Annotated in this window: 22 protein-coding genes; 6 read left to right on the top strand and 16 right to left on the bottom strand. The window is 64.2% G+C overall.

Annotated elements, in window-relative coordinates; all coding sequences use genetic code 11:
- Nucleotides 1-46: 46 nt before the first annotated feature.
- Genes IVB18_RS08945 through IVB18_RS08920 form a run of 6 tightly spaced genes read right to left on the bottom strand, consistent with a single transcriptional unit; the run spans nucleotide 47 to nucleotide 6,266 of the window.
- On the bottom strand, nucleotides 47-790 hold the full coding sequence (locus tag IVB18_RS08945) for an aspartate/glutamate racemase family protein (protein ID WP_247988819.1): 744 nt from the start codon (nucleotides 788-790) through the stop codon (nucleotides 47-49).
- A 9-nt stretch (nucleotides 791-799) separates the two neighbouring features.
- Nucleotides 800-2,065, bottom strand: a complete 1,266-nt coding sequence (locus IVB18_RS08940) for an FAD-binding oxidoreductase (RefSeq protein WP_247988818.1) — start codon at nucleotides 2,063-2,065, stop codon at nucleotides 800-802.
- Between the two features lie 3 nt (nucleotides 2,066-2,068).
- Entirely contained in the window at nucleotides 2,069-3,730 is a 1,662-nt protein-coding gene (locus IVB18_RS08935) for a thiamine pyrophosphate-binding protein (protein ID WP_247988817.1), read from the bottom strand.
- Nucleotides 3,727-4,953, bottom strand: a complete 1,227-nt coding sequence (locus IVB18_RS08930) for a pyridoxal phosphate-dependent aminotransferase (RefSeq protein WP_247988816.1) — start codon at nucleotides 4,951-4,953, stop codon at nucleotides 3,727-3,729. Before IVB18_RS08930 ends, IVB18_RS08935 begins: the two co-directional genes overlap by 4 nt.
- Nucleotides 4,954-4,963: 10 nt before the next feature.
- Nucleotides 4,964-5,317, bottom strand: a complete 354-nt coding sequence (locus tag IVB18_RS08925) for a RidA family protein (RefSeq protein WP_247988815.1) — start codon at nucleotides 5,315-5,317, stop codon at nucleotides 4,964-4,966.
- A 31-nt stretch (nucleotides 5,318-5,348) separates the two neighbouring features.
- On the bottom strand, nucleotides 5,349-6,266 hold the full coding sequence (locus tag IVB18_RS08920) for an NAD(P)-dependent oxidoreductase (protein ID WP_247988814.1): 918 nt from the start codon (nucleotides 6,264-6,266) through the stop codon (nucleotides 5,349-5,351).
- Between the two features lie 237 nt (nucleotides 6,267-6,503).
- Here IVB18_RS08920 and IVB18_RS08915 point away from each other — a divergent pair, with 237 nt between their 5' ends.
- From IVB18_RS08915 to IVB18_RS08905, 3 genes are read left to right on the top strand one after another with little or no spacing between them, the layout of a single operon-like run.
- Nucleotides 6,504-7,343 carry a transporter substrate-binding domain-containing protein gene (locus IVB18_RS08915; RefSeq protein WP_247988813.1) on the top strand — a complete coding sequence of 280 codons (840 nt, stop codon included), beginning with the start codon at nucleotides 6,504-6,506 and terminating at the stop codon, nucleotides 7,341-7,343.
- 10 nt (nucleotides 7,344-7,353) lie between these two features.
- Entirely contained in the window at nucleotides 7,354-8,016 is a 663-nt protein-coding gene (locus IVB18_RS08910; RefSeq protein WP_247988812.1) for an amino acid ABC transporter permease, read from the top strand.
- Nucleotides 8,013-8,783 carry an amino acid ABC transporter ATP-binding protein gene (locus IVB18_RS08905; protein ID WP_247988811.1) on the top strand — a complete coding sequence of 257 codons (771 nt, stop codon included), beginning with the start codon at nucleotides 8,013-8,015 and terminating at the stop codon, nucleotides 8,781-8,783. The genes IVB18_RS08910 and IVB18_RS08905 overlap by 4 nt, the downstream gene beginning before the upstream one ends.
- Before the next feature lie 141 nt (nucleotides 8,784-8,924).
- Here the strand turns inward: IVB18_RS08905 and IVB18_RS08900 are convergent, their stop codons facing one another.
- Genes IVB18_RS08900 through IVB18_RS08890 form a run of 3 tightly spaced genes read right to left on the bottom strand, consistent with a single transcriptional unit; the run spans nucleotide 8,925 to nucleotide 13,464 of the window.
- A complete protein-coding gene (locus IVB18_RS08900) occupies nucleotides 8,925-10,604 on the bottom strand; it encodes a carboxylesterase family protein (RefSeq protein ID WP_247988810.1) in 1,680 nt (559 codons plus the stop codon).
- A complete protein-coding gene (locus IVB18_RS08895) occupies nucleotides 10,601-12,100 on the bottom strand; it encodes a carboxylesterase family protein (protein ID WP_247988809.1) in 1,500 nt (499 codons plus the stop codon). The genes IVB18_RS08900 and IVB18_RS08895 overlap by 4 nt, the downstream gene beginning before the upstream one ends.
- 23 nt (nucleotides 12,101-12,123) lie before the next feature.
- On the bottom strand, nucleotides 12,124-13,464 hold the full coding sequence (locus IVB18_RS08890; RefSeq protein ID WP_247988808.1) for an MFS transporter: 1,341 nt from the start codon (nucleotides 13,462-13,464) through the stop codon (nucleotides 12,124-12,126).
- A 217-nt stretch (nucleotides 13,465-13,681) separates the two neighbouring features.
- Between IVB18_RS08890 and IVB18_RS08885 the strand changes: the two genes are divergently transcribed.
- Nucleotides 13,682-14,329 carry a TetR family transcriptional regulator gene (locus IVB18_RS08885; RefSeq protein WP_247988807.1) on the top strand — a complete coding sequence of 216 codons (648 nt, stop codon included), beginning with the start codon at nucleotides 13,682-13,684 and terminating at the stop codon, nucleotides 14,327-14,329.
- A gap of 643 nt (nucleotides 14,330-14,972) precedes the next feature.
- On the opposite strand, the gene IVB18_RS08880 is transcribed toward IVB18_RS08885, so the two are convergent.
- Nucleotides 14,973-16,037 carry an IS110 family transposase gene (locus IVB18_RS08880; RefSeq protein WP_247988806.1) on the bottom strand — a complete coding sequence of 355 codons (1,065 nt, stop codon included), beginning with the start codon at nucleotides 16,035-16,037 and terminating at the stop codon, nucleotides 14,973-14,975.
- 670 nt (nucleotides 16,038-16,707) lie between these two features.
- Between IVB18_RS08880 and IVB18_RS08875 the strand changes: the two genes are divergently transcribed.
- Complete coding sequence (locus IVB18_RS08875; protein ID WP_247988805.1) at nucleotides 16,708-17,403, top strand: hypothetical protein; 696 nt, start codon at nucleotides 16,708-16,710, stop codon at nucleotides 17,401-17,403.
- Nucleotides 17,404-17,824: 421 nt separating this feature from the next.
- Here the strand turns inward: IVB18_RS08875 and IVB18_RS08870 are convergent, their stop codons facing one another.
- Genes IVB18_RS08870 through IVB18_RS08845 form a run of 6 tightly spaced genes read right to left on the bottom strand, consistent with a single transcriptional unit; the run spans nucleotide 17,825 to nucleotide 23,740 of the window.
- Nucleotides 17,825-18,610 carry an ABC transporter permease gene (locus IVB18_RS08870; RefSeq protein WP_247988804.1) on the bottom strand — a complete coding sequence of 262 codons (786 nt, stop codon included), beginning with the start codon at nucleotides 18,608-18,610 and terminating at the stop codon, nucleotides 17,825-17,827.
- Nucleotides 18,607-19,464, bottom strand: coding sequence for an ABC transporter permease (locus tag IVB18_RS08865; RefSeq protein ID WP_247988803.1), 858 nt, complete (start codon nucleotides 19,462-19,464; stop codon nucleotides 18,607-18,609). Before IVB18_RS08865 ends, IVB18_RS08870 begins: the two co-directional genes overlap by 4 nt.
- A gap of 28 nt (nucleotides 19,465-19,492) precedes the next feature.
- Nucleotides 19,493-20,551, bottom strand: a complete 1,059-nt coding sequence (locus IVB18_RS08860; RefSeq protein WP_247988802.1) for an ABC transporter substrate-binding protein — start codon at nucleotides 20,549-20,551, stop codon at nucleotides 19,493-19,495.
- A 29-nt stretch (nucleotides 20,552-20,580) separates the two neighbouring features.
- Nucleotides 20,581-21,888 carry an FAD-binding oxidoreductase gene (locus tag IVB18_RS08855; protein ID WP_247988801.1) on the bottom strand — a complete coding sequence of 436 codons (1,308 nt, stop codon included), beginning with the start codon at nucleotides 21,886-21,888 and terminating at the stop codon, nucleotides 20,581-20,583.
- 15 nt (nucleotides 21,889-21,903) lie between these two features.
- Nucleotides 21,904-22,620: an HAD family hydrolase gene (locus tag IVB18_RS08850; RefSeq protein ID WP_247988800.1), complete on the bottom strand. Its 717-nt coding sequence runs from the start codon at nucleotides 22,618-22,620 to the stop codon at nucleotides 21,904-21,906.
- A gap of 37 nt (nucleotides 22,621-22,657) precedes the next feature.
- Nucleotides 22,658-23,740, bottom strand: a complete 1,083-nt coding sequence (locus IVB18_RS08845; RefSeq protein WP_247988799.1) for an ABC transporter ATP-binding protein — start codon at nucleotides 23,738-23,740, stop codon at nucleotides 22,658-22,660.
- A gap of 210 nt (nucleotides 23,741-23,950) precedes the next feature.
- On the opposite strand from IVB18_RS08845, the gene IVB18_RS08840 reads away from it, so the two are divergent.
- Nucleotides 23,951-24,889, top strand: a complete 939-nt coding sequence (locus tag IVB18_RS08840; RefSeq protein WP_247988798.1) for a LysR family transcriptional regulator — start codon at nucleotides 23,951-23,953, stop codon at nucleotides 24,887-24,889.
- The last annotated feature ends 17 nt before the right edge of the window (nucleotides 24,890-24,906 follow it).

The following is a 24,906-nucleotide window of genomic DNA, read 5'->3' as shown; positions in this document are numbered from 1 at the left end:
AAACGACGTCTGAGCGGAGCTTGTTCAGAGTTTTGCGACGCCAGAATCAGGCAAAGGCGCGCGGACGCAGTCCAGCATGAAACCAGGTGATCATGGAATAGATGTCGTAAACCGGCAATCCGACCTCGGCCTGCAACGCTGCCGCATAAGGCGGCATGTTGGTGCATTCGAGCACGATGGCGCTGACATCGGGATGCTCCGCGACGAGCTGCTTGCCCGCCTCGACCACGTCGCGCTCGGCTTGCGCGATGTCCATGTCGTCCTTCTCGGCCTTGATCAGGACGCGAAAGAACTCCTTGCCGTTCTCGGTGCCGACCAGCGGCGTGTCGAGTGGCACACCGGCGCCTTCGAGATGGGCCGGCGTCAAGGTCGAGCCGGAGACCGTGACGAGACCGACGCGCTTGCCCGGCGGCAAGGTCGCCTGCACCCACGGCACCTGCATCAGCGACGACGTCGCAACGGGAACGCCGACGGCAGCTGCGATCTCCTTCTGGAACAGCGAGAGGAAGCCGCAATTGGTGGTGATGGCCTCGGCGCCGAGCCGCACCAGGTCCTTCGCCGCATCGATGAAATCAGGCAGCAGGCCCGCGGCGCCCTTCAGCACGACTTTCTCCGGCGAGGCACCGCTCACTACGCGATAGAGCACGGGGAACGGCCAGGTCGTGCCGTTGCCCATGTCGCCGGGAATGCGGGGGAAGCGCGCTTCCAGCATCAGGATGCCGAGCGGCGCGCCATAGATGGCCTTGCCGCCACGGGCGATGCGGGAAGATGAGTTGGCTGGATAAGTCATGCTGCGATCTCAGAGGAAACGGTTGGGTGCGAAGGGAGCAAGCGAAATCTCCGGCGCCTTGCCGCTCAGGAGCTGAGCGACCAGACGGCCGGTGCGGGCCGAGCCGACCAGGCCGATGTGGCCGTGGCCGAAGGCATAGACGATATCGCGCGAGGCCCGCGCATAGCCAATGCAGGGGCGGCCGTCCGGCATGCTCGGGCGATGGCCGAACCAGGTCTTGATACGCGCCGCCGGAATATCCTTCGGCAGTTTCGGGAACATGCTGAAGAGGTTGTTGCGCAAGATCTCGGCGCGCTTCCAGTTCGGCTCGGCCTCGAGACCGGCGATCTCGACCGTACCGGCTGCGCGCAGGCCCTTGTCGGTCCAGTTCACCACCAATTTGGCATCCGACGCCATCATCGAGTTGCGCGGACCCGATTCCGGATTCTCGATCATGACGTGATAGCCGCGCTCGGTCTCCAGCGGCAGCGGATCGCCGACCGATGCGGTCAGCCGTCTCGAATGCGCACCGGCCGCGACCACCGCGGCATCGCAGGCGATCTCGCCAGTTTCAGTGAGAACAGCGACGAGCTTGTTGCCGTTGAGCTTGAGGCCCGTCGCCTTGGCGCGGACGAGCTTCGCGCCGCTCGCAAGCGCATGATTGGCAAGGGCCGCGACATAAGCGCCGGGATCGCGGCAGCGTCCGGCTTCCTCCACCACAATGCCAAAAGTGTAGCGCGGATGCAGATCGGGCTCGCGCTGACGCATTTCGTCGGCGTTGAGTTCGAGCCATTCGACGCCGACACGCTTGCGGAGGCGCCAGCCGAGATCGTCGTCAAAATTGCCGCGTGACGGGAAGACGTGCATCACGCCGTTGCGCTCGATCAGCTCGGGGACGCCGGCCTCCTCCGCGAGCTTCCTGTGCAGGAGCGGCGCGTCCTTCAAAAGGTCGCGCAGCGCGAAGGCCGTCTTTTCGACCCGCGCCTCGGTCCAGCCCGAGAGCAGGTACTTGATCAGCCAGGGCAGTGCCTTCGGCAGATAAGACCAGCGGATCGCGAGCGGCCCGAGCGGGTCCATCAGATAGCCCGGCACCTTTCTCCAGATGCCCGGCTCCGCCGGCGGAACCACCGAATGCGACGACAGCCAGCCGGCATTGCCATAGCTCGCCGCTTGTTCGCCGCCGGGCTCGCCCGGATCGATCAGCGTGACGCGATGGCCTTCGCGCAGCGCCTCGATGGCGCTGATGACGCCGACTGCGCCGGCACCGATGATGGCGATGTGGCGGCCGGTCGGCATCAGCTAAGCCTTCACCGCGGGCACGAAGTCCTTGCTGACCGAGATCGCGCGCGGATCGATGATGCAATGCAGGATCGACGGCTTGCCCGAGGCCAGCGCACGCTCGAACGCTGGCGCGAACTCTTCGGTGCGCTCGACGCGCTCGCCATGGCCGCCGAACGCCTTCGCATACATCGCAAAGTCGGGGTTCTTGAGCTGAGTGCCGACGACGCGGCCGGGATAGTCGCGCTCCTGGTGCATGCGGATGGTGCCGTATTGCGAATTGTCGACGACGATGACGACGAGCGGCGCATCGTACTGCATGGCGGTCGCAAATTCCTGCCCGTTCATCAGGAAGCAGCCGTCGCCGGCAAAGGCGACGACGGTACGATCCGGATATTGCCGCTTGGCCAGCACTGCCGCCGGCACGCCATAGCCCATCGAACCCGAGGTCGGCGCGAGCTGGGCGGCAAAGCTGTGGAAGCGGTGATGGCGATGGATCCAGCCGGCATAGTTGCCGGCGCCGTTGCAGACGATCGCATCCTTCGGCAGGCGGTCGCGCAGCCAGGTCATGACCTGCCCGTACTGGAACGTGCCCGGCAGCTCGCGCGCGGTCCCGGTCCAGGCAAGATAGTCGGCGTGCGCTTTGGCCGCCTCGCCCTTCCAGGCGACGGCCGCGGCCGGCTTCAGCGTCTCGACGGCTGCGGCGAACGCGGCCGGCGTGGCCTGGATCGCGAGCGCCGGCTGATAGACGCGGCCGAGCTCCTCGGAGCCCGGATGAACGTGGATCAGCTTCTGCTGCGGCGTCGGAATATCGAGCAACGTGTAGGACGATGACGGCATTTCCGACATGCGGCCGCCGATGAGAAGAATGACATCGGCGCCATCGATGCGCGCCTTCAGGCCCGGGCTCGGCCCGATGCCGAGATCGCCGGCATAATGCGAATGGTCGGCGTCGATCAGCGACGTCCGGCGGAACGAGGTCGCGACCGGCAGGTCGAACCGCTCGGCAAAGCGCGCGATGCTCTTGGTTGCTTCATCCGACCAGCGCGAGCCGCCGAGAATGACGAGTGGCGCCTTGGCGCTCGCGAGCATCGCGCCGACGCGCTCGATGTCGGCGGGCGCGGGCCAGCTTACCGCCGGCTCGATCCGCATCGCATCGGCCACCGCTGCGGTTTCGGTCAGCATGTTTTCCGGCAGCGAGATCACGACAGGACCCGGACGGCCCTGCATCGCGACACGGAAGGCGCGCGCGACCAGCTCCGGAATGCGGTCGGGACGATCGATCTCGACCACCCATTTCGCCATGGTGCCGAACACCGCCTTGTAGTCGAGCTCCTGGAACGCCTCGCGCTCGCGCATGCCGGTGTCGACCTGGCCGACGAACAGGATCAGCGGCGTCGAATCCTGCATCGCGATGTGGACGCCGTGGCTGGCATTGGTCGCGCCCGGGCCGCGGGTGACGAAGCAGATTCCGGGCCGGCCGGTGAGCTTGCCATAGGCCTCCGCCATCATCGCCGCGCCGCCTTCGGCGCGACAGATCATGACGTCGATCGGGCTGTCATGCAGCGCATCGAGCGCGGCGAGATAGCTCTCGCCCGGCACGCAGGTGACGCGCTCGACGCCTTGCGCGACCAGCTGGTCGATCAGGATCTGGCCCCCGGTGCGGGTGTTGCGAATGGTCATGATAGCTCCCTGCAGGCTTTGGCGATGCGCTCGACGGCCTCGCGCAAGTTTTGTTCGGAGGTGGCGTAGGACAGGCGGAAATAAGGTGCAAGGCCGAAACAGCTGCCCGGCACCACGGCCACGTCATGCCTCTCCAGAAGGTAGCGGCAGAACGCACTGTCGCTGTCGATCGTGGTACCGTCCGGCGTGCGGCGGCCGATCAGGCCGGCACAGCTTGCATAGGTGTAGAACGCGCCTTCCGGCCGGCGGCAGGTGACGCCATCGATGGCGTTGAGCGCATCGACCACGATATCCCGGCGGCGCTGGAACGCGGCGCGGCGCTCGATCAAAATGTCCTGCGGACCGGTCAGGGCCGCGATCGCGGCGGCCTGGCTCACCGAGCACGGATTGGTCGTGCTCTGGCTCTGCACCACGGCCATTGCGGCGATCAGCTCGCGCGGGCCGCCGCCATAGCCGACGCGCCAGCCGGTCATGGCGTAGGCCTTGGAGACGCCGTTGACGGTCAGCGTGCGCGACTTCAGGCTCGGCTCGAGCGCCGCCGCCGTCACGAACGACATGCGGTCATAGATGAGGTGCTCGTAGATGTCGTCGGCGATTAACCAGACATGCGGATGGCGCTTGAGCACGTCCAGGATCGGGCGACGCTGCGCCGCCGAATAGGCCGCGCCGGTCGGATTCGACGGCGAGTTGAGCAACAGCCAACGCGTGCGCGGCGTGATCGCGCGCTCGAGATCGTCCGCGTCGAGACGAAAGCCGTTGTCCTCGCGGCAGAGCACGTCGACGGGCGTGCCGTCGGCGATGCGCACCATGTCGGCATAGCTGGTCCAATAGGGCGCGGCGAGGATCACCTCGTCGCCGGGGCTCAACGTCGCCATGAAGGCGTTGTGGATCACCTGCTTGGCGCCGGCGCCGGCAGTGATCTCGTCGGCGGCATAGACGAGGTCGTTCTCGCGGTGGAATTTTTCGGCAATGGCCGCCTTCAGCTCCGGCGAGCCGTCGAGAATGGTGTATTTGGTCTGGCCGGCGCGGATGGCACGCTCGGCGGCATCCTTGGCATGATCCGGCGTGTCGAAATCAGGCTCGCCGGCACCCAGCACGATCACCGGCCGGCCCTCGCGCTTCAGCCGTTGCGCGACCGCGCCGATCTTCAAAATCTCGGAGACGCCGATGGCACGGATGCGCTGCGCGGGACGGAAGCCTGATACGGGAGCCTGGACAGTCACGGGCCCGCCTCTAGCTGCGCGCGGCGATGGCGATCACTTCGATGCGGTAGGCGGGATCGGCGAGTTCGACCTTGCCGCAGGCGCGCGTTGGCGCATTCCCCGGCACGACCCAGGAATCATAGACCGCGTTCATGGCGTCGAAATCGTCCATGGTCTTGAGCCAGACCTGCACGCTGAGCAGGCGCGACTTGTCGGTGCCGGCGCGCGCCAGCATGTCGTCGACCTTGGCCAGCGCCTCGCGGGTCTGCTGGGTGATGTCGGCGGTCTTGGTGTCCGCGACTTGTCCGGCAAGGAAGACGAGATCGCCGAACACGGAGGCGCGGCTGCGGCGGGCGTTCTGGTCGATGCGGGTGATGTCCGACATGGGGATGTCCTTGATTTCTTAGCGGCAAGTCTTAGCGGTCTGCGGCGATGATCCGGCGGCAATGATCGAGCGCGGCGCCGATGAGGTTGTCGCTCGCCTCCGGCGTGCGGAACGCCGAATGTGCCGACAGTGTCACGTTCGGCAGTTTTGTGAGTGGATGCCCAGCCGGCAGCGGTTCGACTGTAAAGACGTCGAGGCCGGCATGGGCGATGTGGCCTGAGCGCAGCGCATCCATCATCGCATCTTCATCGACGACGGCGCCGCGCGCGGTGTTGATCAGGATGCTGCCGGGACGCATCTGCGCGATGCGCTCGCGCGACAGAAAATTCTTGGTCTCGTCGTTGAGCAAGAGATGCAGCGAGACGACGTGGCTGTCCGCAAGCAGCTTTTCCAGCGAAACGAACTCGACGCCGGGATGGGTCTTCGGCGTCCTGTTCCAGGCGATCACCTTCATGCCGCAGCCCGCCGCCATGCGCGCGGCTTCCGCGGCGATACCGCCAAAGCCGATCAGGCCGAGCGTCTTGCCGGTGAGCTGCAGCGCGTCGCGGCGCAGCCAATTGCCCTCGCGCATGCCGCGATCCATTTCGCCAAAACTCTTGGCGGAGGCCCACATCAGCGCGATCGCGCATTCGGCCACCGCCGTGTCGCCGTAGCCCTTGATGGTGTGCACGGAGATGCCGCGTTCGGCGAGCTCCTCCGGATTCATGTAGCTGCGCGCGCCGGTGCCGAGGAAGACGACGTGCTTCAGCTTGGGGCACTTGGCGGCGATCGCGGTCGGCACGGCGGTGTGGTCGACGATCATGATCTCGACGCCGTCGAGCAGGCCGGGCAGGTCGTCGGGCTTGATCGACGGGTTGCGGTTGATGCCGACCGGCAGGTCCTGGGAGCGCAGCAGCTTGTCGGTCACCGCTGCCAGGGTATCGTTCGCATCGACGAATAGAGCGCGCACAGGCCTCTCCTTCAGATCACAATAGAATTGCGTTCAGTTTTGTATTCAGACTTGAATGCGGTTTTCAACCCCGGCCTCCGGGGAATTTTGCGTAATCCTGCCAAGATATTGGTCTCTTCTCTGCCTTGCCGCACAAAGGGTCAGCAAGTCGAAATACCGTATTGCATTTTATCCTGAATACAGAAATAGTCCAGGGGCCGGCGACGATCCGACCCAAATTCGAGGAGGCAAGAAGCCATGAATCGCAGGGACGCACTCACCACTGTCGCGCTGGCGGGCGCGGCGATTGCCGCCGCGAGCAGCTCGGCCAAGGCCGATACCGCACCGACCTCCACACTCGACCGCATCAAGAAGAACGGCGTGCTGCGGGTCGCGGTCATCGTTGGCCAGGAGCCTTACTTCCATAAGGACCTCGCGACCGGTACGTGGTCGGGCGCCTGCATCGACATGGCCAACGACATCGCGAGCAAGCTTGGCGCCAAGGTCGAGACGCTGGAATCGACCTGGGGCAACCAGATCCTCGACCTCCAGGCCGACAAGGTCGACCTCGCCTTCGCCGTCAACCCGACGCCGGAGCGCGCGCTCGTCATCGACTTCTCGACGCCGATCTTGGTGCACTCCTTCACCGTCATCACCAAGAAGGGCTTTGCCAAGCCGCAGACCTGGGCCGAACTCAACAAGCCCGAGGTCAAGATCGCCGTCGACATCGGCTCGACGCATGAGACGATCGCGCGCCGTTACTGCCCGAAGGCGACGATCCTCGGTTTCAAGAACCGCGACGAGGCGATCCTCGCGGTCGCGACCGGACGTGCGGACTGCAACGTCTCGTTGGCGGTGCTCTCGGTCTCGACCCTGAAGAAGAATCCGAACCTCGGCGATCTCACGATCCCGCGGCCGCTGCTCACGCTGCCGACCAACATGGGCATCCGCGCCGACAGCGATCGCCGCTACAAGGATTTCCTCAGCGCCTGGGCTGATTACAACCGCGCGATGGGCCAGACCCGCGAATGGATGCTCAAGGGCTTTGAAGCCATCGGCCTCACCGCCGACGACCTCCCGGGCGAAGTGCAGTTCTGACGGCAGAGCGATGTATGTCTGGGAGTTCGCGGCGCTCAAGCCGTATTGGGGCCTGATCGGACAAGGGCTCCTGGTCACATTGTTCTACACGGTGACCACGGTGGTCGCGGGCCTCGTGATCGGATTGATCGTCGGCATCCTGCGCACGGCCGCGCCGCGCTGGGTGACGGTGCCGCTGCGACTCTATATCGAGGTGTTCCGCTGCACGCCGCTCCTGGTGCAGCTGGTCTGGATGTATTACGCCCTGCCCGTCCTGATCGGCGTCGACATGTCGCCGGCAATGGCCTGCTTCATCGCGCTGTCGCTCTATGCCGGCTCGTTCTATGCGGAGATCTTTCGCGGCGGCATCGAGGCGGTTGATGTCGGCCAGTGGGAAGCCGGACGCGCCATCGGCATGCGCCGCGGCAAGATTTTTCGCCGCATCGTGCTGCCGCAGGCAACGCAGGTGATGATCCCCTCCTTCATCAACCAGACCATCATGCAGCTGAAAAACACCTCGCTGGTGTCGGTGGTCGCGGTCGGCGACCTGCTCTACCAGGGCTCGGTGATCACGGCGACGAGCTATAAGCCGCTCGAGGTCTACACCACGATCGCCGTGCTCTATTTCGTCGTGCTGTTCCCGCTGATCCTGGTCGCCGACCAAGTCGAGTGGCGCATGGGAGCGCATCGATGAGTGCGAACGGCGCGACGCTGGTCGCCAGCAACATCCACAAGGCGTTCGGCGACCACGAGGTGCTCAAGGGCGTCTCGCTCTCGGTCCAGCGCGGTGAGGTCGTGACCCTGATCGGCGCCTCCGGCTCCGGCAAGTCGACCTTCCTGCGCTGCCTGAACCTCTTGGAAATGCCGCAGCAGGGCGAGCTTGCGATCGGCACGCACGCCTTCGCCTTTGGCAAAGGTGTCCGCACCGCCGGCGATGCGCAGCTCGCGCTGCTCCGCCGCAACGTCGGCATGGTGTTCCAGCACTTCAACCTGTTCCCGCACATGTCGGTGCTCTCCAACATCACCGAGGGCCCGGTGCAGGTGAAGGGCATGGCGCGGGCGGAAGCCGACGCGCTCGGCCGCGATCTGCTTGCCAAGGTCGGTCTCGCCGAAAAGGCCGACAGCTTTCCGAGCCGTCTGTCAGGCGGCCAGAAGCAGCGCGTCGCGATCGCACGTGCGCTGGCGATGAAGCCCGACGTCATGCTGTTCGACGAGCCGACCTCCGCACTCGACCCCGAACTTGTCGGCGAGGTCCTCTCCGTCATCCGCAACCTTGCCGCCGAAGGCATGACCATGGTGCTGGTCACCCACGAGATGGCGTTCGCCAGTGACGTCTCGACTAGAGTCGGATTCATGAATGACGGCATCATGGCCGAAATCGGCACGCCCGAGGAGACCATCCGGCAGCCGCGCAGCGAGCGGCTGAAGGCGTTCCTCAGCCGGTTTCACGAGACGCATTAGAACGGGTGCTCATCATACGAGATCGTCATGCCAGGGCTTGTCCCGGGCATCCACGTTCTCTGTGCGGCGAGGCAAGACGTGGATGGCCGGGACAGGCCCGGCCATGACGCTGAGGAAGCTTCAGCGCCCAAGCCGTTTCGCTCAGTCCCGCGAGACTCGCGGCGTCGACGGCGTGACGTTCGCCGGCGAGTGGAAATCCAGCCGCGCACGGTTCTCCACGCGCACACCGGATTCATCACCGAACTCGACATATTTCTGCGCGTCCTGCTTCCATTGCGGCCACGGCGTTGCCGGCGTGCCGGGATCGCCGGTTCGCGCGAAGGCGACCAGCGTATCCATCATGCGTTCGGACAGCGCGCGATCGAACTCGGTCCAGACGCGCGTGGTGCGGAACTTGTTGAAGGCGTCCTGGGTCCCGAACCAGTAAGGCACGTCAGAGGTGTGATAGGCGCGGATCTTTTGCGGGCTGTCGAAGAATTCGACACCGGGCGCGAAGGGGTGCACCCGGGAGAACATGTACATGTAGAACGGCGCCTTGCCGGTCTTCGTTTGCGCGACGGCCCAGTTGCGCGTGCCCACCTCGACCAGCCCCTCGCGCGCGGCGAGCAGGCCCATCGCCTTCGCGTCGTCGTCGGTCTTGGCAGGATAGAGCGCGAGGAAGCGGTCGGCCTGATCACCATAGAGCTTTCGCGCAGCGGCAACATAGGCTCCGAGAGTGGCCGCGGTACGGAGATCGTTGGAGCTCTCGTCGCGCGTGAAACCCGCGACCGTCGCGACATCGTTCTGTTTGCCGGCCGCAAAGATGTTCGGCACCGTGTCAGGCAGCACATAGCCGTCAATATCGAGCGGCACGCCGATGGTGCCGGCACAGCCGAGCTGGCAGTCCTTCTGGATCGCCAGGATCTTGTCGGCTTGGATCAGCCGCATCTCGGCGAGCGAGGATGCGGCGAGCGCCGACTGCACCTCGAGGCCGATCTTCTCGGCGTCCGGCAGCGCCGGGAATTTGAAGCGGTTGTCGAACATGCTCAGGCTCATCGCAAAACCGCGATTGAACAGACCCTTCGCCAGCGGGCTCGCCTCTAACGCCGACACCGACATGGCGCCGGCCGATTGCCCGGTGATGGTGACGTTGTCGGGGTCGCCGCCGAATTGCGCGATGTTGCGCTTGACCCATTGCAGAGCCGCGATCTGGTCCATCAGGCCGTAATTGCCGGAGGCATGATGCGGCGATTCCGCCGTCAGCTCGGGATGGGCGAGATTGCCCAAAATTCCGACGCGGTAGTTGAAGCTGACGAAGATCGTGCCTTTCTTCGCAACGGCTTCGCCGTCATACATCGCCATGCCGCTGGAGCCGAGCGTGAAGCCGCCGCCATAGATCCAGACCACCACCGGCAGCTTCGTGCCCGCCTTCGCGTCAGGGTTCGCCCAGATGTTCAGATAGAGGCAATTCTCGCTCGTCGCCTCCTCACCGAAATAGTGATTGAGATTGTGCCGGCGTAGCACCTGGATGCATTCCGGTGCCAGCCGGTCGGCGTGATAGACGCCCTTCCACGCCTCGACCTTCTGCGGCTCGTGCCAGCGTAGCTCGCCAAGCGGTGGCGCCACATAAGGGATGCCGAAATAAGCTTTCACGCCCGACGGCAGCACCTTGCCGGAGACGGCGCCGGTATCGATGTTGACGGGATCTCCGGGAACGGGCGTCGCGACGATCTGCGCCGGCGCAGGCGAAGCAGCCAGCATCATGAACGTGCCAAGGAGCGAGATAATCGAAAAGGCGGAGCGCCGCCGAGCGCGCCCGGCATTCTTGTTCGATAGGCTCATCCGGCCTCCCTCATTTTCTTTTTGTCGTTGGTGCTCAAGCCGAGTTCCGCCCACACGCGGAAGCGCGCGCCTTCGTTGAGAGGAACAATATGAAACGGCTGACTGAGAATTGCGAGCGGCTCCTTGCCGGGCTCAAACCGCGGCCAGGCGTCCGCAAGGTCGGGGATGCCAGTCGTGACGAAGCGCAGCACGCCTGCTTGCAGCCGCGCCGCCACATCGATGTCGGCCGGCGTCATCGGGCCGCCCTTGCGCCTGAGGATCGGGCGATCGATGAAGTCAGGCAGATGCGCCCAAAGGCAGGCGTTGTCGGCGCCATGGGTCGGCCCTTGCGACAGGAACGGCTCCAGCGCCGGGCGATGGTCGAACCGGCTCAGCCACACCGCGCCGCCGGCGGCTACGTGATGCCGCGCGAGATCGGCCATCGGGCGATGCCAGAACGCATCCGACAGCAGCGCCTCGTACGGATCCTCGTCGGTGCGCGCCGTCGCGCGGTAGTAGGCCAGCAGGCGCTCCCATCCGGCATCGCCGAATGCGGCGCGCACGTTCCGCTCGGTGACGCGGATCATCGCGGCCGGCGGGGTGCTCTTCAAAAACATCGCCATCTCGTCGCGGCAGGACCCAAGCCAGAGCAGAATGTCGCGCAAGGTCCCTTCGGCAAAGACATCGCGCGGCTCGCACGGGATCACGGTGCCATCGAGCACCGGGCCGAACACGGTGCCTGAGGCAGTCTCGTCCGCGAGCCTGCGGCCGACGCGCTCCATTGCTGCAAAGAGCTGCGGGAGTGGTACGGCCGCGATCATGCCCGGGTCGCGCGCAAGTTCGAGCTCGTCGAGCACACGGCGCGCGACGTCGTCGGCGTGGTCCGCGCTCATGATCTCCCGTCCGGGCGCACTGAGCGCGAGGGCGCGGATGAATTTGCCTCTGGCCTGCGGCAGGGTTGCCAGCGCAATCACCATGGACGCGCCTGCCGACTGGCCCGACAGCGTGATCGCATCCGGATCGCCGCCGAACTTTGCGATGTTGGCGCGAACCCAGTCGAGCGCGGCAAGGGTATCCGAGATCGCGAGATTGTTGGCCTCGTCCAACCCGTGACGATGCAGTTGCAGGAAGCCGAGCGGCCCAAGCCGGTAGTTGATGGTGACGATCACGGCCGGGCCGTGCGCGGCGAGGAAGCCGCCGTCATAATCGGCGCCGCCGCCGGTCACGAACGCGCCGCCATGGACGAAGAATAACACCGGCAGCGGGCGATCTGCCGCGGCCGGTGTCCAGATGTTCAGGCTGAGGCAGGATGCCTCGTCGGCATGATCGAGATGGCCGGGCTGCGGCGCGTAAGCGCCGTAATCCGTGCATTGGCGCGGCTCCGTCCATCCGGGCGGCGGCGTTGCCTTGGCAAAGCGCGGCGCGATCGCGAACGGCACGCCCTTGAAGGCGCGTACGCCGGCCTGCTCGGCGCCGACGATGGGCCCGCTCGTGGTCGGAACTGCGTTGGTCAGCATGCGATCGTTGCCTCGTGTTTCGCTCAAGCGCGCCGCTTGCCGAGATCGGCAATGTCGACGGTGTGGGTTTCGCGCGCGGTCGCCGCGGCCGCCGCCGAGATCACGCAACAGCAGGCGACGAAGGTCGCCACGGGGATCCAGCCGTTCGGCCCTTCGCCGACCAGGCTCGCGCTCACCAGCGGCGTGAAGCCGGCGGCGAGGAAGCCGAGCTGGGTGCCGATCGCGGTGCCGGAGTAGCGCACCCGCGCCTCGAACATTTCGGCATAGAACGACGGCCAGATCGCGTTGGGCGCGGCGTAGACGATGCCGGACAGGATCATCGCGGCGGCGAAGATCGCGATCGTGTTGCCCGACGTCACCAGCATGAAATAGGGGAACAGCAGCACGGCGCAGCTGAGCACGCCGCCGATGAACACCGGCTTGCGGCCGATCTTATCGGCAAGCAGCGCCCACAGCGGCTGGGTGACCAGCGCGGTGACATTGCCGAGCACGCCGGCCCACAGCATGGTCGGACGCGCGACACCGAACCTGGACGTGGCATAGCCGAGCGCGAACACGGCGGTCATTGTGCTCACCGTCGCAATCAACGCGCAGGCGATCACGCGCAGCACGTCCGACCAATAGTCGCGCAGCAGCGCGACGACAGGGAAGCGCGCCACCTGGGCCTTGTCCTTGATGTCAGCGAAGACCGGCGTTTCCGGCATGGTCCTCCGCACCAGATAGGCGACGACCAGCACGACGAACGAGAGCAAGAATGGAATGCGCCAGCCCCAGCTCAGCAATTGATCTTCGGGCATGCTGGAGACGGGGATGAAGACCAGCGTCGCCAGGATCGCGCCGGCCTGCGTGCCGCTCAAAGTCCAACTCGTGAAGAAGGCGCGGTTGCTATTGGCGGAATGCTCCAGCGTCAGCGAGTTCGCCCCGCTCTGCTCGCCGGCCGCCGATAGGCCCTGCAACAGTCGGAGCAGCGTCAGGATCACCGGCGCTGCGTTTCCGATCGCCCTGGCATCCGGCAACAGGCCGATCGCGAGCGTCGAGCCGCCCATCAGCACGAGCGTGAACAGCAGCACGGTCTTGCGCCCGATGCGGTCGCCGAAATGGTCCAGGATGACGGCGCCGACGGGCCGCGCGATATAGCCGATGCCGAAGCTCAACAGCGCGAGCAGCGTTCCGGTCGACGGATCGACATTGGCGAAGAACACTTTTGGAAAGATCAGTGCAGCCGCGGTGCCGTAGATGAAGAAGTCGTAGTATTCGAGCATGCTGCCGACGAAGCTGACGAGCGCCGCGCGCTTCGGCAGCTTGCTCGGCGTGGCTTCCGCGGCGGACGGTGCGTGCAGCGATGCGGTTGACGTCAAGGTCATGAATTTTCCTCCCCGAATGCAGTGTCGGCTACGGCTCGCGTCGGGCGGGTTGTCCCGCCTCGCGCGAGTTTTTTGATTTTGTTTGCCGCAACCTTGGTTCGGAGCGATAATGTACGAACTAGTACGTTTATGCAAGATCGCACTGAAGGGCGCCGGGAAGCGCGAAATTTGCCTTCACCTTCAAGGTGATCCATAGAAATCGGCGGGAGAAACAGTGATGCTCGAGCGCATGCCACCCCCATCGAAGCGCACCAACGACCCCGAGCGCACCAAGCGCGACATCCTCGAAGTGGCGATGCAGGAATTCGCCTCGGAGGGCTATTCGGGCGCCCGCGTCGATGCGATCGCTGCGCGGACTCGCACCTCGAAGCGGATGATCTACTACTATTTCGGCGGCAAGGAGCAGCTCTACCTCGCGGTACTGGCGGAGGCCTATCGCAGCATCCGCGCGCTGGAGGATCAGCTCGACATTGCAAGCTGCGACGCGCGCGAGGGGCTGCGCCGGCTGATCGAGGCGACCTTCGACCACGACGAACGCAATCCGAACTTCATCCGCCTTGTCAGCATCGAGAACATCCACCATGGCAAGCACCTGAAGCAGAATCCGCAACTGCGCCAGCTCAACGCCAGCGTGATCGCGACGCTCGACGGCATCCTCGATCGCGGCCGCAAGGAAGGCGTGTTCCGCGACGATGTCGATGCCATCGACCTGCATCTGGCCATCAGCTCCTACTGCTTCTTCCGCGTCGCCAATCGTCATACTTTCGGTGCGCTGTTCGACCGCGACCTCAGCGAGCCCAGCGTGCTGGCAAGGAGCCGGACGCAGATCGTGGAGATGATTTTGGCGTGGCTGGCGGCGGCGTGAGGCGGCGGCCGAGGATGGAATCGATCGCCACACCCTCGATGTCATCCTGGCAAAAGCCAGGACCCCGTATCTCATGATTCGAGGCCCCGGTTTGGGAGCTTGAATCACGCCTATCTCGATGTTCGCAACGGCGAATCGCAGGTTCGAGATGGGCCGGATAGCGGACATGCTGCAGATATGTCAAAGCGACGCGATTGACCCGAATGTATGGTCCGGCCGCGCGTTGCAAGAGGTTTCGTCAACCTGGCAGATGCGGTCTTGCATCAATGTATCCGGCCTCTGATTGGAGCGTGTTGTGCTCCGGGCCATCATGGATATCAGCGCGCATTCGAGCTAATTAGCGGACAGGCCTCGAAGGGGCCATTCGGGTCACCAGTGTTCGCATGCGCCGGGAAGACCGATTCTCCATCGTCGTCTCATCCTCTCGCAGACCTCGGCGGGTAAGGGATGTTGGTTACGTCATCGATAGCTCCTCACTTCGCACTGTTCCTTTGTTCGTGCCTGGCGGTCGTTCCTTCGTCCCGGCCTGCGCGCGCAGACGCGCCGCGCGCAAGGGCCGTCAAGGCCGGCCGTCGTGCTGTCCTGACGGCTTGCTCGACCGCTGCCAGGCTGCGCCTTGACGGCCCCGAGCACGGCGCGAGGATCAAGCAGGTCGGGACGCCACCTCATCTGTCTTGACGCACTCGAAGGCGCGCCCCTTGTTGAGAACCGCCCAGGCGATGCGGGCGAGCTTGTTGGCGAGCGCAATCGCCAGCACGTTGTGGTGCAATCGTTTCTTGGCGGCTTCGATCCAAGATTTGAGGCCATAGCGCTCCCAACACTTGACCTTGACCAGCACAACCCACGCGGCTTGCACGAACAGAACGCGCAGGTAGCGATTGCCGCGCCTTGATATCTTGCCGAGGATCGTGCGGTCGCCTGTCGATATCTGCTTCGGCACCAGTCCAAGCCAGGCGCCGAAGTCGCGGCCTTTCGAGAACACGTCTCCAGTGCCGATCGCGGCTACCATCGCGCTCGAGATGATCGGGCCGATGCCCGGGACCGTCATCAGTCGCTCGCAGCCTTTGTCTTGACGAGCCAATGCTTCGATCTCGCTGGAGAGGTCCTCAATGCGCGCGTCCAGTCGGCGCCAGTCTCCTGCCAGGTCCTCGATGATGCGCAACATGCGAGGCGCGAGGACATCGGTGCGCGTCGCGAGAATACCCGGCAACTCGGACCGCAGCGAACGCAGGCCTTGCCGCACGGCGATGCCCCGCTCCAGCAGGAACGCACGGATCTGATTGATGACGCCGGTACGCTGACCGACCAATCGCTCGCGCACGCGGTGCAGCGCCTGCAGGTCGAGCTGGTCGGCGGTCTTGGTCGCGACGAACTTCATGGTCGGGCGTTGGACAGCCTCGGCGATGGCTTCCGCATCACGGAAGTCATTCTTCTGTCCCTTCGAATAGGGGCGCACGTATTTCGCGGGCATCAGTCGGGCGTCGTGGCCGAGCATTTGGAGCTTGCGACTGAGATGATGCGCGCCGACGCAGGCCTCCATACCGATTAAGCACGCTGGCAGGTTGGCGAGCCGTGCTTCTACCTGGCCGCGTGACCACTTCTGCCGCAGCACGATTGCGCCGCGCTGATCGTGGCCCACGATGTGGAACGAGTTCTTGCCGATATCGATGCCTATCACGGCGATCGCTGAGCTGAGTTTCTGAGACATGGCGTGCTCCTGTCTTGGGCGCCCCTTGCCAGCTTGTCGTGCTGGCAGGGCCGGAGCACGGCCGGACCATCCCATTATCGGACCAACGACGAGATGCGTGCCAGGCAGTGGAAGAGCAAAGTAGATCGCCAGATCACGGAGCGACTCTGGACTTGCTCTCGCTAAAGATTGAAGTATTGGAAAAGGGTAGCGGCAATCGCTCCGAGAACGGCGAAGGCAGTCATACCCATAAGCCCAATGCGCGACTGATGTTTCGCAAGGATCATTGCTTCAGGTTCGTTGTACCCGAGCCGCTGCATCCAAACAAGCCGCGCCCTTCTCTGGACCCCTCCCATTCCATTCGAACGAATGAACCAGTATGTCGAACCTCTTCTCCAAACCAATACTCGCCTTTTTGCCGCTTTTATATTTAGGTAGAAGTCCGCGAAATAGATAACGGCTGTCAAGATCACGATGACCAAACCTGCCAAATTACGCAACATAGGAAAAGGTCCTTCGACGCGCACATGGCAACAGCCACGGGCCGTCTCCGTTGCGCAACCTTTTGCATATCAGGTCAGGCACGAAATGTCGCCTACTGGTCTTGGCAGACTAGTGGCGAGCTTCAGCCGAGGTCCGCGTGTGACCCGATCCGTGATAGCACAGAGAACTTCTCACTACTCGGAAACGCATGATCGCGCGCCCGCACATTTTGTTTATTGATGGCCTTCCGGGTTCCGGTAAGAGCATGGCCGCGAAGGCAGTCGGCGGCCACATCCACAATAGCCGAGTGTTCGCCGAGATCACTCCGAACCATCCTCTGCTGGTAGGCACGCCCGACCCTGTAGGTGCAGGGTTCGCAGACATTCACGAGACACATTCGGCTGACTCGTTTGCGGCTGCCGCGCTCAGGAAGCTGGAATCCTTCTTGGAGACTGCTGGGGGTGATGTGCTGCACGTCTTTGAAAGCCATCCCATACAGAGCACCGTTCGGGTCCTATTTCAGTTGGACGCGCCGCGAATGACAATTTTGCATTTTTGGTCAGATTTGCAGGAGCGGCTGGGATACGTGCAAGCTCGGCTGATTTACTTCCGGGAGAACAACCCTCTAGAAGCCATAAGTGAAATCGCTCGAAAGCGAGACCCAACTTGGAAGAGCTACCTGATCGAATTGACCCAGCGATCGCCATGGATGCAGTCGCGAGCTCTTTCCGGTCTTGAAGGCGTGGATCAGATGCTTGTCGAGTATGCGAACTTAGTCGATCAACTGGTAGATTTGTGGCGATACCCAATCTTGAAGCTCTCCGCTCGGCCAGAGAGCTACGAACAGCGGACGGATGCGCTCACCAAGTGGGTAGCGGCATCGGTTACCTCAAGTCGCCCGTAGTGCCCGCTGTCCCGGAAGCTGTGACCGGCCCGCGCGGGGATCATGTAGGGAAGTGTGCAGGTTTTCGAACCTGAGGCGATGTCCGGTTTGAGTCTGCAATTCGCCGGTTAGCGGACATGGGTCGAGCCGCGCTCACGAACCTCGATTTATGAATACACGCTCTAATCCCGAAGGACCAATCGTCGCGAAACCACTCCCTGGGGTAATGGGTCCTGGCTTCGCCAGGACGATAATGGAGGATGTCGCACACATCTGCCTCAACATCGTCATTGCGGACGCAGCATCGAGTCCGCGCGATGGTGCATTTGTCTGCCTGTTTTGCCCGACGAGTCAACGGTTTCATCGCCGCGCGAAGCATCCTGCCAGCAGCAGCCGTTCTACTGTGCATGGGGTTGTTTTCGACTTTTTTGTTGGCGCGCCCTCACCCGCTCTTCTTCTGCCGCGTGCTCGCCAGCAATACCAGCATGAACGAAGCCGCCGTCATCAGCGTCGAGATCGCGGCAATGGTCGGGTCGATCTCGTCGCGGAGCGCGGTGAACATGCGTTTGGTCAGCGGCTGGTACTGGCCGCCGGAGATGAACAGCGCGACGATGGTCTCGTCCATCGCCGAGATGAAGGCGAAGATGCCGCCCGCGACCACGCTGGACTTGATCTGCGGCAGCGTCACCGCGAAGAAGCTGCGCAGCCGGTCCATGCCGAGGCTGCGTGCGACCATCTCCTGCGCCGGATCGAAACTCTGCAGGCCCGCCAGCACGGAGATGACGACGTAAGGCAGTCCCAGCATCACATTGGCGAGCACGAGGCCCGGCAGGGTCGCAACCAGGCCGACCCTGGCATAGACGAAGAAGATGCCGACCGCGGTGATGATGATCGGCACCACCAGCGGCAGCAGCAGCATCATGTGGACGAGCCGCATGATGCGCAGCTTCGACTGGCTGATGGCGTAGGCGGCGGAGACCCCGAGCGGCGTCGCGATCACGACGGTCAGAAGCGCGACCATCAGCGTCACCCGCGTCGCCTGCATCCAGGCCGAATTGGAAAAATACTGCTGATACCAGCGCAGCGACAGCGACGGCGGCGGGAAGGTCAGGAAGCGCGCGCTGGAGAACGAGATCGGTACGATGATCAACACGGGCAGGATCAGATAGACCAGCACCAGCGCGCTGATCACATAGAGGGCAATCCGGGCGGGCGAAAGGCGCGTCATTTCTGCCCCAACATACGATCGAGCGAAATGAAGCGGCTGACGGCGACGAAGATCAGGAGCACGCTCACGAGAAGCACCACCGCGACCGCGCTCGCCGCGCCGAACTGGTTGTAGAGCTCGACATTGCGGCTCACCAGCATCGACACCATCACGGTGCGGCCGCCGCCGAGCAGTTCCGGCGTGATGTAGAAGCCGAGACAAAGCACGAAGACCATGGTGCAGCCCGCCAGCACGCCCGGCAGCGACAGCGGCAGGAAGACGCGGACGAAAGTGAGCGACGGGCTGGCACCGAGGCTGGCGCCGGCCTGCATCAGATCGGCCGGGATCTTCTGCATGGTAGCGTAGAGCGGCAGCACCATGAACGGCAGAAGAATATGCACGGTCGCAACCACCGTGCCGAAGGTGTTGTGGACCAGCGCGAGCGGCTCGCCGATCATGTCGAGATAACGCAGGAGCTGGTTGATCACGCCGGTGCGCTGAAGCAGCGCCAGCCAGGCGTAGGCGCGGACCAGCACGCTGGTCCAGAACGGCAACACGACCAGCGCGAGGATGACGATGCTCCACCCTTTCGGCACGGCGTTGGCGAGGTAGGCCACGGGATAGCCGAGCAGCAGCGCAAGCACGGTCACCGCAAGGCTGATCTCGAAGGTCAGCGCAAAGCTGCGCCAATAGATATCTTCGGTGAAGATGCGGCGATAATTCTCCAGCGTGAAGCCGTCATGGTAGATCGACTGCCAGGCGAGCCAGCCGACCGGCAGCACGATCAGGAGCAGGATCACGAGCAGCGCCGGCGACACCAGCGCCAGCATCAGGCCATGCTCGCGGCGCTGATGCTTTTGCGATGAATCCGGCATGGATGTCGTCAACGCTGCCTCGCTTCGCTTACTTCTGCATGAACGACGCCCAGCGCTTTTCGGCCGCCTCGCCGGCCGGCGAGGACCACCACGCGTAGGACATCAGCGCCTGCTTGGCCGCATTGGCCGGCTCGCTCGGCAATTGCGCGGCGCGCTCGGGCTTGATCACGCCGGTCTCGAACGCCTTCGGGTTGCCCGGGCCATAATCGATGTTGAGCGGCAGATTGGCCTGGTGCACGGGATTGACGGCTTCGTTCAAGAATTTCACAGCCGTCTCGAGATTTGGCGCGCCCTTGAGGATGCAGAGCGAGGTGCTCTGCAAGATGCCCTGGTTGTAGGTGAAGGAGACCTTTGCGCCTTCCTTCGCGACCGCGCTGACGCGGCCGTTCCAGGCCATTTCCATGTCGACCTCGCCATCGTTGAGAAGCTGCGCCGACTGCGCGCCGGAGGTCCACCACACCGTGATATGCGGCTTGATCTCTTCCAGCTTCTTGAAGGCGCGGTCGACGTCGAGCGGATAGAGTTTTTCCGGCGCGACGCCGTCGGCCATCAGCGCCGCTTCGAGCGTGGCGATCGGATGGTTGCGCAGCGCGCGGCGACCGGGGAATTTCTTCACGTCCCAGAAGTCGACCCAGCTGTTCGGCGCGTCCTTCGGGAACGTCTTCTGGCTGTAGGCCAGGACGCTGGAGTAGAACTCGTACGAGACCGAATAGGGACTGCGATAGGCCTCCGGCATTGCCGCGGCATTCGGCATCTTCGAGAAGTCGAGTTTTTCGATCAGCCCCTGCTCGCCGCCGCGCAGGCAGTAGCCGGTCGGGGTATCGACGACGTCCCAGATCGGCTTGCCGCTGCCGACCTGGGTCTTGATCGCCGGCCAGGCATCGGGAATGGAATCCTGGTTGATGGTGATGCCGAGCTTCTTCGCGGAAGGATCGAGGATCGCGACCGTCTGCGCCTGCTGATAGGCACCGCCCTGCGAGACAAAGGTGATCTGCTCGGCAGCGGCGGCGATGCCGGTCGTTGCGAACAATCCGAGCGATCCGCCCAATAAAGCATAGCCAAATCCAAAATGCCGTTTCGTCGTCATCCTCGCCTCCTCTGTCGCCAAACTAGATCTCACTGACCGATCGCGTCGAGAAACTGATACCAGCCGGCGACCATGCGCACGGCAGGCTCGCGCAACGGATAGAACGGAATGGGTTTCAGGCGCCGCGCATCGAGCAGCCCGACCTCCGGCGTCTCACCGCGCACGAAGGCGGCGAGATAGCGGCCCATCAGGCTCGACATCGCCACGCCGGCGCCGTTGTAGCCCATCGAGAACAGCGCGCGATCGTCGAGCCGGCCGATATGCGGCACCGAGTCCAGCGTCATGCCGACCAGGCCCGACCATTTGTACGCGAGCGGGACGTCGGCGAGATCGGGGAAGATGCCGATCATCGCCTTGCGCAGAGCATCGAAAGCGGATTCGGAATCCTGCTTGCCGAAGGCGCCGCGGCCGCCAAAGATCACGCGGTTATCGACCATGCGAAACCAGCGCATCATGCGCTTGGTTTCGGTGTAGGTGCGCCCCGTCGGCATCAAGCGCCCGGCCAGATTGCGCGGCAGCTTATCGGTGGCGATGATGGCGCTGCGGAACGGAATCAGCGTGCGCTGCATGTGCGCGGTGGCGCCGGTCAGGTCGGAATAGCTGTTGGTGGCGATGATCGCCTGCTTCGCGCGCACCGCACCGTGCGGCGTTTCGGCGACGATGCCGTGCTGTGCCCGTCGAAGCTTCAGCACCGGCGATTCCTGGAAAATGGCGACGCCGCGGCGCGCCACGCCATCGGCGAGGCCGCGCAGATAGTTCAGCGGATGAATGCCGCCGGAGCCGGGATTGAGAACGCCGCCGGCGAAGATGTCGGACCCGGTCTCGTCGCGCACTTCGCGCTTGTCGAGGATGCGGACCTCCGCATCCCCCATCTCGCGCTTCATCCAGCCGGCTTCGTCGATCGCAGCCTTCAGCGTCGTCTCGTTGTGTGCGGCCTTGACCTGACCGGCGCGCGTCAACGCCGCGCTGGTGATGCCGAACTCGGAGACGAGCTCTTCGACAATGTCAGTGGATTCATGCGCGATCTCGTACATGCGCTGCGCCATGGCGCGGCCGTGCACGGCGTCGATCTCGCGGAACGACAGGCGAAACTTCGCGGTGATCACGCCGCCATTGCGGCCGCTCGCGCCCCAGCCGGGGCGGTTGGCCTCGAGCACGATCGGCGCGAGACCGCTCTTGGCGATGTGGTGCGCCGCCGATAGCCCGGTATAGCCCGCACCGATGATCACCACATCCGCCTGTTGCTCGCCCGACAGGACAGGAAAGTCGCGCGCCGGCTCGGCCGTGGCTGCCCACAGCGAGTTGGCCGATGGCAATGCGCTCCAGTCCCGTGTCATGCCGCCGCTCATGCGTTACGCTGCCGGTCCGATCGCCGCGTCGGCGAGCGCCTTCAAGGTCGGGAAATGGAAGTCCGGCTTGGTCAGCGTCTCCACGGCGGGCGTGCCGCCGAACCCGGCCATGCCCTGGCGGCGCTCGATCCAGCACACCTTGTAGCCGAGCTTTCGCGCGATCCCGATGTCGTGGTGCTGGCTCTGCGCGACGTGAAGGATATCGGACTGCTTGTAGCCGAAAGCGGACTGCCGGCCCTTGTTGTAGGCGAAGAATTCCGGATTGGGTTTTGCAACGCCGGTGTCATCGGCGCACACCGTGTCGTCGAAGGGATTGCCCAGCGCATGCGCATAGCAGGACAGCGCGACGCGGTCGGCATTGGTCATCGCCACCAGGCGAAATTTCGTGCGCAGGCGCTTGAGCGCTTCGACGGAATCCGAAAACGGCCCCCAGCGCAGCACGGCAAGCTGGAAAACGTCGCAGGAGGCGTCATCGGCCGCAAGCCCGAGCTCCTTGGCGAGATAGCGGTAGACGTGGAACATCACCTCGCTCGAGCGCTCGTGGTGCTTGTCGCGTCCGCGCTTGTAGGATTCGAAGATCTTGTCGTCGCTGAGCTCGGCCGGCGACTTGCCCGAGATCCTGCGCACCGCGGAGAGCACGCCGGTCTCGAAATCGATCAAGGTGCCGACGACGTCGAAGGTGAGGACCTTGAAATTGCTGAACGAGGCTGCTGACGACATTTTGGTTTCTTCTCTCGGTTTTGGAAAAGGCTGGATGCTAGTCGCTCGCCCTGGGGACGACGATGGTGTCCTCGGGGTGAAGGGTGACGGTGAGGCTGCCGCCGAGCGGCGGAATGCGCTGGTAGGCCTGGTGGTAGCTCGGCTGGCGCAGGCTGAGCGCGGTGCCGTCGGGCAGTGCGAGGAAAATGCGCAGGCTCTCGCCCTGGTAGACGATGTCGGTGACGGTGCCGGTCAAGCGGTTGCAGGCAGCGTCAGTCGCGCCGTCGTCGATCAGGAGCTTTTCGCTATGCACGGCGAGCATCAGCGCATCGCCGTCGGGAATCGCGCGGGCGCTGCGCAGCAGGGCGTTGCCGAGCGCGACGCTGGAGGCATCGATGCGGCGCACAGGCAGCAGCGTGGCCTCGCCGATAAAACTCGCGACGAAGGAATCCGCGGGATGGTCGTGCAGGCGTTCAGGCTGGTCGATCTGGATCAGACGGCCGTCCTTCATCACGGCGACGCGGTCGCTCATGGTCAACGCCTCGCGCTGATCATGGGTGACGTAGATGATGGTGGCGCCGATGCGTCTGTGCAGCGTGCGCAGCTCGATCTGCATGGATTCCCGCAGCTGCTTGTCGAGCGCGGAAAGCGGCTCGTCCATCAGGATCAGGCGCGGCTCGAAGATCATCGCGCGCGCCAGCGCCACGCGCTGGCGCTGGCCGCCTGACAGTTGCGCGATGCCGCGCTCTTCATAACCGGCAAGGCCCACCATCGCGAGCGCCGCGCGCACCTTGTCCGGCCAGATCGCCTTCGGCAGGCGGCGTGCGCGCAGCGGAAAGGCGACGTTCTCGCCGACGCTCATGTGCGGAAACAGCGCGTAGTTCTGGAAGACGACGCCGAGGTCGCGCTTGTGCGGCGGCATGTAGGTGACGTCACGGCCGCCGAAATGGATCGAGCCTGACGATGGCAGGATGAAGCCGCCCAAGATGCCGAGCAGCGTGGTCTTGCCCGAACCGGACGGGCCGAGCAGCGAGACGAACTCGCCGGCGCCGACATTGAGGGACACGTCATCGAGGGCGCGAACCGCGCCGTAAGCCTTGCTCGCGGACCTGATCTCGACGCTTTCCGCTCGTTTGCCCAACGATCGACCCCGTCATGTCCTGCAACAGCGCGCCTCACTGCACGCCATAAGCCTGCTTTATAGACAGAGTTCCGGAGCACTCATGATTGCAGCGTGCACCGCACCCAATCGTCTCTCCCGAGCCTTATCTATAGGCTGTCATGCCAATGACACCAGACTTGGCAGAACTCGGCAATTGCCAAATTGTTACCGGCCTCATAACATGGCGTTATGCCTGAACTGCGCCGCATGCTGCCTTCCAGTAACGCCCTGTTCGTCTTCGACGCAGCGGCGCGCAACGGCAGCTTCACGGCCGCTGCTGCCGAACTGAACGTCACCCAGCCCGCGGTGAGCCGCATGCTCGGCCAGTTCGAGGAGCATCTCGGCGTACGCCTGTTCGACCGCACAGCGGGCCGCGCGGTGCTGACCGAGGAAGGCGAGCTCCTGTATCGCCGGGTGCTCGAGGGCTTTCGCAGCATCGAGACCGGGCTGGTCGAGATCGAGCGCCGCCGCAAAGGCACCGAGACGGTGACGCTGTCGGTCTCCTCCGCCTTCACCACGCATTGGCTGATGCCGCGCATCGACAAGCTCCAGCGACAGTTTCCGCAGGTCGATTTGCGCTTCCAGCTCATCTCCGGCGCACTGCGCGGGCCGGTGGAGAATGTCGATCTCGGCATGCGCTTCCGCGACCGCGAAGAGCCATCGTCCGGCGGCACGCTGGTGATGAAGGAGGTCATGCTGCCGGTGTGCAGCCCTGCCTATCTCGGCGAGACCGGGCCGGCGGAAGGCAACACCATCATTCGTCTTGCCGACACGCCCGGCGACTGGGCGGCGGACTATTCATCATTTCTCACGAAACGCCGCGGTGCGGCCAAGGCGCTGAGCTTCACCGATTATGCCGTCGTGGTGCAGGCCGCCCTGCTCGGCCAGGGCATCGCGCTCGGCTGGCTGACGGTGACCTCGCACTGGCTATTGACCGGCGCACTGGTGCCGGCTTCCGACGCGCTCACCACGACGCTGCGCATCTGCGAATTCCTCCCGCCGCGCAACCGGCCGATGCGCCCGATCGCCGCCGAGATTCGCGACTGGATCATCGCGCAGATGCAAAGCGAGCTCGCGGCGATCGACCGGCTCTATCCGAAGCTCGGCGCGATGGCCGCCTGCTATTGATGCCGGCCGATCACGGC

The organism is Bradyrhizobium sp. 186 (assembly GCF_023101685.1).
Taxonomy (GTDB): Bacteria; Pseudomonadota; Alphaproteobacteria; order Rhizobiales; family Xanthobacteraceae; genus Bradyrhizobium.
Note: the sequence above shows the minus strand (reverse complement) of the source record. Positions and strands in the feature narration are given on the sequence as shown.

Excerpts from the sequence above, each read along its gene's own strand:
- IVB18_RS08945 (WP_247988819.1), bottom strand. The coding sequence starts at position 790 with ATGACTTATCCAGCCAACTCATCTTCCCGCATCGCCCGTGGCGGCAAG.
- IVB18_RS08940 (WP_247988818.1), bottom strand. The coding sequence starts at position 2,065 with ATGCCGACCGGCCGCCACATCGCCATCATCGGTGCCGGCGCAGTCGGC.
- IVB18_RS08935 (WP_247988817.1), bottom strand. The coding sequence starts at position 3,730 with ATGACCATTCGCAACACCCGCACCGGGGGCCAGATCCTGATCGACCAG.
- IVB18_RS08925 (WP_247988815.1), bottom strand. The coding sequence starts at position 5,317 with ATGTCGGACATCACCCGCATCGACCAGAACGCCCGCCGCAGCCGCGCC.
- IVB18_RS08915 (WP_247988813.1), top strand. The coding sequence starts at position 6,504 with ATGAATCGCAGGGACGCACTCACCACTGTCGCGCTGGCGGGCGCGGCG.
- IVB18_RS08910 (WP_247988812.1), top strand. The coding sequence starts at position 7,354 with ATGTATGTCTGGGAGTTCGCGGCGCTCAAGCCGTATTGGGGCCTGATC.
- IVB18_RS08905 (WP_247988811.1), top strand. The coding sequence starts at position 8,013 with ATGAGTGCGAACGGCGCGACGCTGGTCGCCAGCAACATCCACAAGGCG.
- IVB18_RS08900 (WP_247988810.1), bottom strand. The coding sequence starts at position 10,604 with ATGAGCCTATCGAACAAGAATGCCGGGCGCGCTCGGCGGCGCTCCGCC.
- IVB18_RS08895 (WP_247988809.1), bottom strand. The coding sequence starts at position 12,100 with ATGCTGACCAACGCAGTTCCGACCACGAGCGGGCCCATCGTCGGCGCC.
- IVB18_RS08890 (WP_247988808.1), bottom strand. The coding sequence starts at position 13,464 with ATGACCTTGACGTCAACCGCATCGCTGCACGCACCGTCCGCCGCGGAA.
- IVB18_RS08885 (WP_247988807.1), top strand. The coding sequence starts at position 13,682 with ATGCTCGAGCGCATGCCACCCCCATCGAAGCGCACCAACGACCCCGAG.
- IVB18_RS08880 (WP_247988806.1), bottom strand. The coding sequence starts at position 16,037 with ATGTCTCAGAAACTCAGCTCAGCGATCGCCGTGATAGGCATCGATATC.
- IVB18_RS08875 (WP_247988805.1), top strand. The coding sequence starts at position 16,708 with ATGATCGCGCGCCCGCACATTTTGTTTATTGATGGCCTTCCGGGTTCC.
- IVB18_RS08870 (WP_247988804.1), bottom strand. The coding sequence starts at position 18,610 with ATGACGCGCCTTTCGCCCGCCCGGATTGCCCTCTATGTGATCAGCGCG.
- IVB18_RS08865 (WP_247988803.1), bottom strand. The coding sequence starts at position 19,464 with ATGCCGGATTCATCGCAAAAGCATCAGCGCCGCGAGCATGGCCTGATG.
- IVB18_RS08860 (WP_247988802.1), bottom strand. The coding sequence starts at position 20,551 with ATGACGACGAAACGGCATTTTGGATTTGGCTATGCTTTATTGGGCGGA.
- IVB18_RS08855 (WP_247988801.1), bottom strand. The coding sequence starts at position 21,888 with ATGACACGGGACTGGAGCGCATTGCCATCGGCCAACTCGCTGTGGGCA.
- IVB18_RS08850 (WP_247988800.1), bottom strand. The coding sequence starts at position 22,620 with ATGTCGTCAGCAGCCTCGTTCAGCAATTTCAAGGTCCTCACCTTCGAC.
- IVB18_RS08840 (WP_247988798.1), top strand. The coding sequence starts at position 23,951 with ATGCCTGAACTGCGCCGCATGCTGCCTTCCAGTAACGCCCTGTTCGTC.